The organism is Burkholderia cepacia (genome assembly GCF_001039005.1).
GTDB classification, from domain to species: domain Bacteria; phylum Pseudomonadota; class Gammaproteobacteria; order Burkholderiales; family Burkholderiaceae; genus Burkholderia; species Burkholderia theae.
In genome coordinates this window covers 409,262-417,485 of sequence record NZ_LDWR01000041.1, presented here as the reverse complement: position 1 = coordinate 417,485, position 8,224 = coordinate 409,262, and the positions used below count along the sequence as shown (strand labels likewise).

The 8,224-nt window shown below is 63.7% G+C and carries 8 protein-coding genes; 5 read left to right on the top strand and 3 right to left on the bottom strand.

The window, feature by feature from the left end; all coding sequences use genetic code 11:
* Nucleotides 1–224 precede the first annotated feature (224 nt).
* From cueR to VL15_RS23670, 3 genes are all read left to right on the top strand, one after another.
* Entirely contained in the window at nucleotides 225–629 is a 405-nt protein-coding gene (gene cueR / locus VL15_RS23675; RefSeq protein WP_048248899.1) for a Cu(I)-responsive transcriptional regulator, read from the top strand.
* 216 nt (nucleotides 630–845) lie between these two features.
* Complete coding sequence (locus VL15_RS40490; protein ID WP_080970925.1) at nucleotides 846–992, top strand: DUF3563 family protein; 147 nt, start codon at nucleotides 846–848, stop codon at nucleotides 990–992.
* A 114-nt stretch (nucleotides 993–1,106) separates the two neighbouring features.
* On the top strand, nucleotides 1,107–1,478 hold the full coding sequence (locus tag VL15_RS23670; RefSeq protein ID WP_048248898.1) for a hypothetical protein: 372 nt from the start codon (nucleotides 1,107–1,109) through the stop codon (nucleotides 1,476–1,478).
* 15 nt (nucleotides 1,479–1,493) lie between these two features.
* On the opposite strand, the gene VL15_RS23665 is transcribed toward VL15_RS23670, so the two are convergent.
* On the bottom strand, nucleotides 1,494–2,339 hold the full coding sequence (locus VL15_RS23665) for a 23S rRNA (adenine(2030)-N(6))-methyltransferase RlmJ (protein WP_048248897.1): 846 nt from the start codon (nucleotides 2,337–2,339) through the stop codon (nucleotides 1,494–1,496).
* Between the two features lie 111 nt (nucleotides 2,340–2,450).
* The gene (locus tag VL15_RS23660; protein ID WP_048248896.1) at nucleotides 2,451–3,422 is read right to left on the bottom strand and encodes a potassium channel beta subunit family protein; all 972 of its coding nucleotides are present in this window, start codon (nucleotides 3,420–3,422) and stop codon (nucleotides 2,451–2,453) included.
* 164 nt (nucleotides 3,423–3,586) lie between these two features.
* Here VL15_RS23660 and VL15_RS23655 point away from each other — a divergent pair, with 164 nt between their 5' ends.
* On the top strand, nucleotides 3,587–4,375 hold the full coding sequence (locus tag VL15_RS23655) for a 3-hydroxybutyrate dehydrogenase (protein WP_048248895.1): 789 nt from the start codon (nucleotides 3,587–3,589) through the stop codon (nucleotides 4,373–4,375).
* 119 nt (nucleotides 4,376–4,494) lie between these two features.
* On the opposite strand, the gene VL15_RS23650 is transcribed toward VL15_RS23655, so the two are convergent.
* Nucleotides 4,495–5,694: an amino acid aminotransferase gene (locus tag VL15_RS23650; RefSeq protein WP_048248894.1), complete on the bottom strand. Its 1,200-nt coding sequence runs from the start codon at nucleotides 5,692–5,694 to the stop codon at nucleotides 4,495–4,497.
* 251 nt (nucleotides 5,695–5,945) lie between these two features.
* On the opposite strand from VL15_RS23650, the gene uvrB reads away from it, so the two are divergent.
* Nucleotides 5,946–8,036 carry an excinuclease ABC subunit UvrB gene (gene uvrB / locus VL15_RS23645; protein WP_048248893.1) on the top strand — a complete coding sequence of 697 codons (2,091 nt, stop codon included), beginning with the start codon at nucleotides 5,946–5,948 and terminating at the stop codon, nucleotides 8,034–8,036.
* Nucleotides 8,037–8,224 lie beyond the last annotated feature (188 nt).

The following is an 8,224-nucleotide window of genomic DNA, read 5'->3' as shown; positions in this document are numbered from 1 at the left end:
GGGGGTTTTTGCATTTCGGCGACGGAAATGCACTCAGGGTCGGCTAGCGCTGCGTGGCCCAATCGCTGCATCCGTCGACCTACGCCAGGTCAGCCACCGTCCATCCCGCTGCCGGCCCTCACCGCGGAACGAAACCGCGCGATTTGATACGATCGAAATGTCGTCGGCGATTGCTTACGTCGACGCTCATGTTCGAAACCAGGGCTTGATGGAGAGGGCGGGGAATGAATATCGGCGACGCGTCACGCGAATCCGGAGTCAGCGCAAAAATGATCCGGTACTACGAACAGGTCGGCCTGCTTGCACCGAGCAAGCGTACCGACGCCGGCTACCGGGTCTACGGCGCGGACGAAATCCATATCCTGCGCTTTATCCGTCAGGCGCGACGGCTTGGTTTTCTTGTCGAGGACATCCGCAAGCTGTTGACGCTCTGGCAAGATCGCTCCCGCGCCAGCGCCGAGGTGAAGTCGATTGCCCTCGAGCACGTGGCCGAACTCGACAAGCGCATCGCGGAGCTGAGCGACATGCGCGATACGCTGGCCGACCTGGCCGCGCACTGCCATGGTGACGGCCGGCCCGAGTGCCCGATTTTGGCGCGCCTGGCCGACCCCGTCAGTGAACCAGATTAGTGCGTGCACTCGAGGCCCGACATGGGCGCCTGATTCAATATCTATAAAAATCAATTGTTTGCGATGGGTTGGCGTGCGGGTATTCCAGATTGGAATGGCTTCCATGCAAGTATTTCACTAGCATCTTGGTGCGGCGTCGCTATAATTCGGGAATACCCTATACGGGAAATCCCTGAATCTCGATTCACCAGGGGTCCCTTTTCCTTGGAGAACGTCATGATCGCCTACATCGTCGAAAAGCTGAGCAACTGGTTCGAATCCGCAGAACGTGAGCGCCGTGAGGCTTACCTCGCCACGTCGTCGGACATCGTCCAGCTCGAGCGCCGTATCCGTTCGCTCGAAACCAACGGCTACTCGCTGTAATTCGAGTCACCGTCAGGTGCCGTGTGGCACCGAACGATAAGCAAGCCCCGTATTGACGGGGCTTTGTTTTTTTGTGCGCCGGATCTGGCGAAATCGTCTGCGCAGCGCTATGGTATGGGCCTGCTTTTCATCCTGAAGGACACGATCATGCGTTTGCGTCTCGATGTGCGTCGCAGTGCCCGCGCGCGCCTCGCTCTGGGCGCGGTGGTGCTTGTCCATGGTCTCGCGGCCGGCGCGGCGACGTCGTCCAAACCGTTGATTCTGGATACGCAACGCGGTATCCAGGACGGCAAGGGCGGGTTGGTGCTGCAGACCGCGCCGTTGTCTTCCGAGCCGATCGTCGAGCCGGCGGGCATGCGGGCGCCGGCCGGGCAAGCGCCGAACACGTCGGTTCCGCTGTTTGTCGCGCCGTATATCAATGTCCCCGGCTGGGGTGGCGCGCCGCCGGCCAACCAGCCAAGGCTTGCGCCTAGACCGCAGCCGTAACGACCGGTCGCGCGATCAGTTTCCGCGCTGCTCGATCTGGAAGCGGGCGCCGCTATCCTGTCCCAGCGTCTCGACCAGATAGGGCAGTGCCTCGTTCATGCTCTGGGCGAGCGTATACGGCGGATTCAGAATGAACATCCCGCTGCCGTAGAGTCCCAGCCCATCGGTCGGCGGATTCGAGACCGTCAGCGTCAGATGCAGCCAGTTGTTCGGTTGCAGGCGCTTCAACTGCTCGGGAAAGCGCTGCGATTCCAACCGGGTGACCTGCGGATACCAGATCGCGTAGCAGCCCGTCGCGAAACGCTTCAGGCATTCCGCCACGCAGCTTACCGTGCGCGCGTAATCCTTCTTGTCCTCGTAGGACGGGTCGATCAGCACGAGTGCGCGGCGCGGCGGCGGCGGCAGCAGCGCCTTGATGCCTTCGAAACCGTCACCGGCGAAGATCATCGCGCGTCGCCCCGCGTCGCGGAAATTGTGGCGCAGCACGTCGATTTCCGTCGTGTGCATTTCGAACAGCCGCATGCGGTCCTGCTCGCGCATCGATCGCCATGCGATGTACGGGGAACCCGGGTAGAAGCGCAGTTCGCCGTCGTCGTTCAGCGCGCGTACTTCGTCCACATAGTCGCCCAGCGCTTCCGGCAGGTTCTTGTCGTTCCACAGCCGGCCGATGCCGGTGTCGAACTCCGCCGTCTTCGCCGCGTAACCGTCGCGCAGCGAGTACACGCCTGCGCCCGCGTGTGTGTCGATGTACCAGTACGACTTGTCTTTCTTGTTCAGGTAGCGCAGCAGTTGGACGACGACGGCGTGCTTGAGCACGTCCGCGTGGTTGCCTGCGTGAAAACCGTGACGATAACTGAGCATGGCGGGCTGCCTGAAACGAAAGGTGAATCGATGAAAGCGGTCGATCGCGCGCGGCCGTCAAGCCGGGCGCCGACGCGGCCGCGTATTGTACGCGAGTGGCCGTGAGTCGCCTTACTCGTATGCATCGCCGACCACTTCCTCGATGCGTTTTTTCACATCCGGCGTCAGCTTCGCGACGACGTCGAGCGCACCCATGTTGTCGCCGATCTGCTCGATCCGCGATGCGCCGGTGATGACCGAACTCACGCGCGGATTCGCGAGCACCCACGCGATTGCGAGCTGGCCCGTGCTGCAGCCGAGGTCGGCCGCGATCCCGCCGAGCCGCTCGACGATTTCGTTGCTGGCCTGATCGGTCAATCGGTCGCGCATCCAGTCGTAACCCTGCAGTTGCGCGCGGCTGCCGGGCGGCACGCCGTTGCGGTACTTGCCGGTGAGAAGGCCGGACGCCAGCGGGCTCCAGGTCGTGAGGCCAAGACCGTAGTCGTCGTAGAGCCGTGCATATTCCTGTTCGACCCGAATGCGGTGGAACAGGTTGTACTGGGGTTGTTCGACGACCGGCTTGTGCAGGTGATGCCGTTCGGCGATCTCGCACGCGGCGCGAATCTCGTCGGCACTCCATTCCGACGTACCCCAGTACAGCGCCTTGCCGCGCACGATCATGTCGCTCATCGCCCAGACGGTTTCCTCGATCGGCGTATGCGGATCGGGGCGATGGCAATAGACGAGGTCGACATAGTCGAGCTGCAGCCGGCGCAGCGAGCCGTCGATTGCATTCAGCAGGTATTTCCGGTTCAGCGTGTGATACTGGTTCGGCGCTTCCGCGAGCCCCCAGAAGAACTTCGTGGACACGATATAGCTGATGCGCGGCCAGTCGAGCGACTTGAGTGCCTGGCCCATGATTTCCTCGGATTTTCCGCCGGCGTAGACCTCGGCGTTGTCGAAGAAATTGACGCCCGCGTCGCGTGCCGCGGCGAGGCATTCGCGCGCGACCCGCTGGTCGACCTGATTGCCGTACGTGACCCACGAGCCGAGCGACAGCGCGCTGATCTGCAGGCCGGAACGGCCTAACCGTCGATATTGCATGCGAATCTCCTGCGTGACCGAACCGACCTTAAGCTTAGACGTTTTGCGCGCGAACGGCGGGGCCGATCGTGCACAATGACGGCTGGCCCGCCGGCGCGGTCGCTCGACGAAAGCGGATGCGGCGGGTGCATGCTTTATCGATCCGACAACGGGAGGAGACGGACATGGCAGCAGATCTGAACGGCAAGACCGCAGTCGTCACGGGCGCCGCAAGCGGCATCGGCAAGGAAATCGCACTCGAGCTCGCCAAGGCAGGCGCGGCCGTCGCGATCGCCGACCTGAACCAGGACGGCGCGAATGCGGTCGCCGACGAGATCAACAAGGCGGGCGGCAAGGCCATTGGCGTCGCGATGGACGTGACGAACGAGGAAGCCGTGAACAGCGGAATCGACAAGGTGGCCGAAGCGTTCGGCTCGGTCGACATCCTCGTGTCGAACGCGGGCATCCAGATCGTCAACCCGATCGAGAACTACTCGTTCGCCGACTGGAAGAAGATGCAGGCGATCCACGTCGACGGCGCGTTCCTGACGACGAAGGCCGCGCTCAAGCACATGTACAAGGACGATCGCGGCGGCGTCGTGATCTACATGGGTTCGGTGCACTCGCACGAAGCGTCGCCGCTGAAGTCGGCGTACGTGACGGCCAAGCACGGGCTGCTCGGCCTCGCCCGCGTGCTCGCGAAGGAAGGCGCGAAGCACAACGTGCGCTCGCATGTCGTGTGTCCGGGCTTCGTGCGCACGCCGCTGGTCGACAAGCAGATTCCGGAGCAGGCGAAGGAGCTCGGCATCAGCGAGGAAGAAGTGATCAAGAAGGTGATGCTCGGCAACACGGTCGACGGCGTATTCACGACGGTGCAGGACGTCGCGCAGACGGTGCTGTTCCTGTCGGCGTTCCCGAGCGCGGCGCTCACGGGCCAGTCGTTCGTAGTCAGCCACGGCTGGTTCATGCAGTAATGCGGGCGCGGGCAGCATGGCTGCCCGCGCGCGAACGGCAAAAAAAACGCGCTCCGGAGAGCGCGTTTTTCATTTCGGCAGGGCGGGGCCGGTGACGGCTGCCGCCCGCTGGCGCCGAGTTACTTCAGGACGACTGCGACGGCATTGGCGACCACGTCGAGGTTGCGCGTGTTCAGCGCTGCGACGCAGATCCGGCCGGTGCCGACCGCATAGATGCCGAACTCGTCGCGCAGGCGATCGACTTGCGCCGTGGTCAGGCCCGAATACGAGAACATCCCACGCTGTGCGTTGATGAAGCTGAAGTCGCGATCGACGCCGCTTGCCTTCAGGCGCTCGACGAGACCGTTGCGCATCGCACGGATGCGATCGCGCATTTCACCGAGTTCCTGCACCCACGCAGCGTGCAGTTCCGGCGACGCGAGCACCGCTGCGACCACGGCGCCGCCATGGGTCGGCGGGTTCGAGTAGTTCGTGCGGATCACGCGCTTCAGTTGCGACAGCACGCGCGTGGCCTCTTCCTTGCTCGACGTGATGATCGACAGTGCGCCGACGCGCTCGCCGTACAGCGAGAACGACTTCGAGAACGACGACGACACGAATGCGTTCAGGTCGGCCGCCGCAAACAGGCGGACGGCGGCGGCATCGGCCTCGATGTTCTCGCCAAAGCCCTGGTAGGCGATGTCGAGGAACGGCACGAGATTGCGCGCCTTCACGACGTCGACGATCTGTTGCCATTGCGCTTCGGTCAGGTCCACGCCGGTCGGGTTGTGGCAGCACGCGTGCAGCACGACGACCGTGCCTGCCGCATAGCCGTTCAGCGCCGACAGCATGCCTTCGAAGTTCACGCCGTTGGTGGCGGCGTCGTAATACGGATAGGCGACGACTTCGAAGCCGGCCGCCTCGAACAGCGCGCGGTGGTTTTCCCAGCTCGGATCGCTGATCGCGACCTTCACGTTCGGGTTCACGGTACGCAGGAAATCGGCGCCGATCTTCAGCGCGCCCGTGCCGCCCAGCGCCTGGGCCGTGACCACGCGGCCCGCTGCGATCAGCGGCGAATCGTTGCCGAGCAGCAGCTTCTGCACGGCCGCATCGTAGGCGGCGATCCCGTCGATCGGCAGGTAGCCGCGCGGCAGGCCGGCCTCGACACGCACCTTCTCCGCTTCGCGAACCGCGCGCAGCAGCGGAATCTTGCCTTCTTCGTTCGTGTACACGCCGACGCCGAGGTTGACCTTGGTCGGACGCGCATCGGCGTTGAAGGCTTCGTTCAGGCCCAGGATCGGGTCGCGGGGAGCAAGCTGGACAGCGGAGAAGAGCGACATGATGATTCGGCAGTTGTGAAAATAGGGTCAGGCTTTCAGCCGGCGGTGCGGGCGCAGTAGACCGCGCGCCAATGGGCACGACGCCGGAAAGCGCAGCAGCCTGATATTGTAGCGAATTCGCGCAGGCGGGGGCGCGCGATTCGGCGGCGAATCGCGATTTCGGACGGCCGTCGGCCGTCAGGAGCCGACAGCAGTTCGCGCGGCCGCGAAGCGCTAGAATGGCTCCTTTGCCCTCGCTCCAGCCGCATTCCATGTCCGAACATCATGCCGAAGCAGGCGACGCGCTCGACGAATCCAAATTCGTCACCTTCGAAGGGTCGCCGTTCCAGCTGTATCAACCGTATCCGCCCGCAGGCGACCAGCCGACCGCGATCGAGACGCTCGTCGAAGGCATCGGCGACGGCCTTGCCTTCCAGACGCTGCTCGGCGTGACGGGTTCGGGCAAGACCTTCACGATGGCGAACACGATCGCGCGGCTCGGCCGCCCGGCGATCGTGTTCGCGCCGAACAAGACGCTCGCGGCACAACTCTATGCCGAGTTCCGCGAGTTCTTCCCGCGCAACGCGGTCGAGTACTTCGTCTCGTACTACGACTACTACCAGCCTGAGGCCTACGTGCCGCAGCGCGACCTGTTCATCGAGAAGGATTCGTCGATCAACGAGCACATCGAGCAGATGCGGCTGTCGGCGACGAAGAGCCTGATGGAGCGCCGCGACGTGGTGATCGTCGCGACGGTGTCAGCGATCTACGGTATCGGCAACCCGTCCGAATACCACCAGATGATCCTGACGCTGCGCATCGGCGACAAGCTCGGCCAGCGCGACGTGATCGCGCGGCTGATCGCGATGCAATACACGCGCAACGAGCAGGATTTCCAGCGCGGCACGTTCCGCGTGCGCGGCGACACGATCGACATCTTCCCGGCCGAACACGCCGAAATGGCCGTGCGCGTCGAACTGTTCGACGACGAGGTCGAGACGCTGCACCTGTTCGACCCGCTGACCGGACGCGTGCGGCAGAAGATTCCGCGCTTCACCGTGTATCCGTCGTCGCACTACGTGACGCCGCGCGACACCGTGATGCGCGCGGTCGAGACGATCAAGGACGAATTGCGCGAACGCCTCGAGTTCTTCCACCGCGACGGCAAGCTCGTCGAGGCGCAGCGCCTCGAGCAGCGCACGCGCTTCGATCTCGAGATGCTGCAGGAGCTCGGCTTCTGCAAGGGCATCGAGAACTACTCGCGACATTTCTCGGGTGCCGAGCCTGGAGATCCGCCGCCGACGCTCGTCGACTACCTGCCGCCCGACGCGCTGATGCTGCTCGACGAATCGCACGTGCTGATCGGCCAGTTGAACGGCATGTACAACGGCGACCGCGCACGCAAGGAAAACCTCGTCAATTACGGGTTTCGCCTGCCGTCGGCGCTCGACAACCGGCCGCTCAAGTTCCCCGAGTTCGAGCGCAAGATGCGCCAGGTCGTGTTCGTGTCGGCCACGCCGGCCGACTACGAGAAGCGCGTGACGGGGCAGATCGCCGAACAGGTCGTGCGGCCGACGGGGCTCGTCGATCCGGAAATCGAAGTGCGACCGGCAAGCTCGCAGGTCGACGACGTGCTGACCGAGATCAACGCGCGCGTGAACGCCGGCGAGCGCGTGCTGATCACCGTGCTGACGAAGCGCATGGCCGAGCAACTCACCGAGTTTCTGGCCGACCATGGCGTCAAGGTGCGTTATCTGCACAGCGACATCGACACGGTCGAACGGGTCGAGATCATTCGCGACCTGCGGCTCGGCACGTTCGACGTGCTGGTCGGGATCAACCTGCTGCGCGAGGGCCTTGATATTCCCGAAGTGTCGCTCGTCGCGATCCTCGATGCGGACAAGGAAGGCTTCCTGCGCGCCGAGCGCTCGCTGATCCAGACGATCGGCCGCGCCGCGCGGAACGTGAACGGCAAGGCGATTCTCTATGCCGATACGATGACCGAGTCGATGAAGCGCGCAATCGGCGAGACCGAGCGGCGTCGCGCGAAGCAGGTCGCGCACAACGAGAAAATGGGCATTACGCCGCGCGGCGTCGTGAAGCGCATCAAGGACATCATCGACGGCGTCTACAACGCCGACGAGGCGCGCGCGGAGTTGAAGGAAGCGCAACAGCGCGCGAAATTCGAGGACATGTCGGAAAAGCAGCTCGCGAAGGAAATCAAGCGCCTCGAGAAACAGATGGCCGACTACGCGAAGAACCTCGAGTTCGAGAAGGCCGCCGCGACCCGCGACCAGCTTGCGCTGCTGCGCGAGCGCGTGTTCGGCGCGAATGTCGGCGACCACATCAGCGGCGGCCGGTAAATCTTTCCAAGCGTCACCGAAACGGTGCACTAACGGGCCTGTAAGCCTTGTCGGATCAGGGGTTTACACGGCTTCTCGTTTGTTCCGGAGCGGGTTCGGTGCTAAACTCCGCAATTATTGAGAATTGTTCGCATTAACGTTCTTCGTCGCGTTAGTGTTTCCAGCGAGCCGCCCCGGCGGCGGTTCGT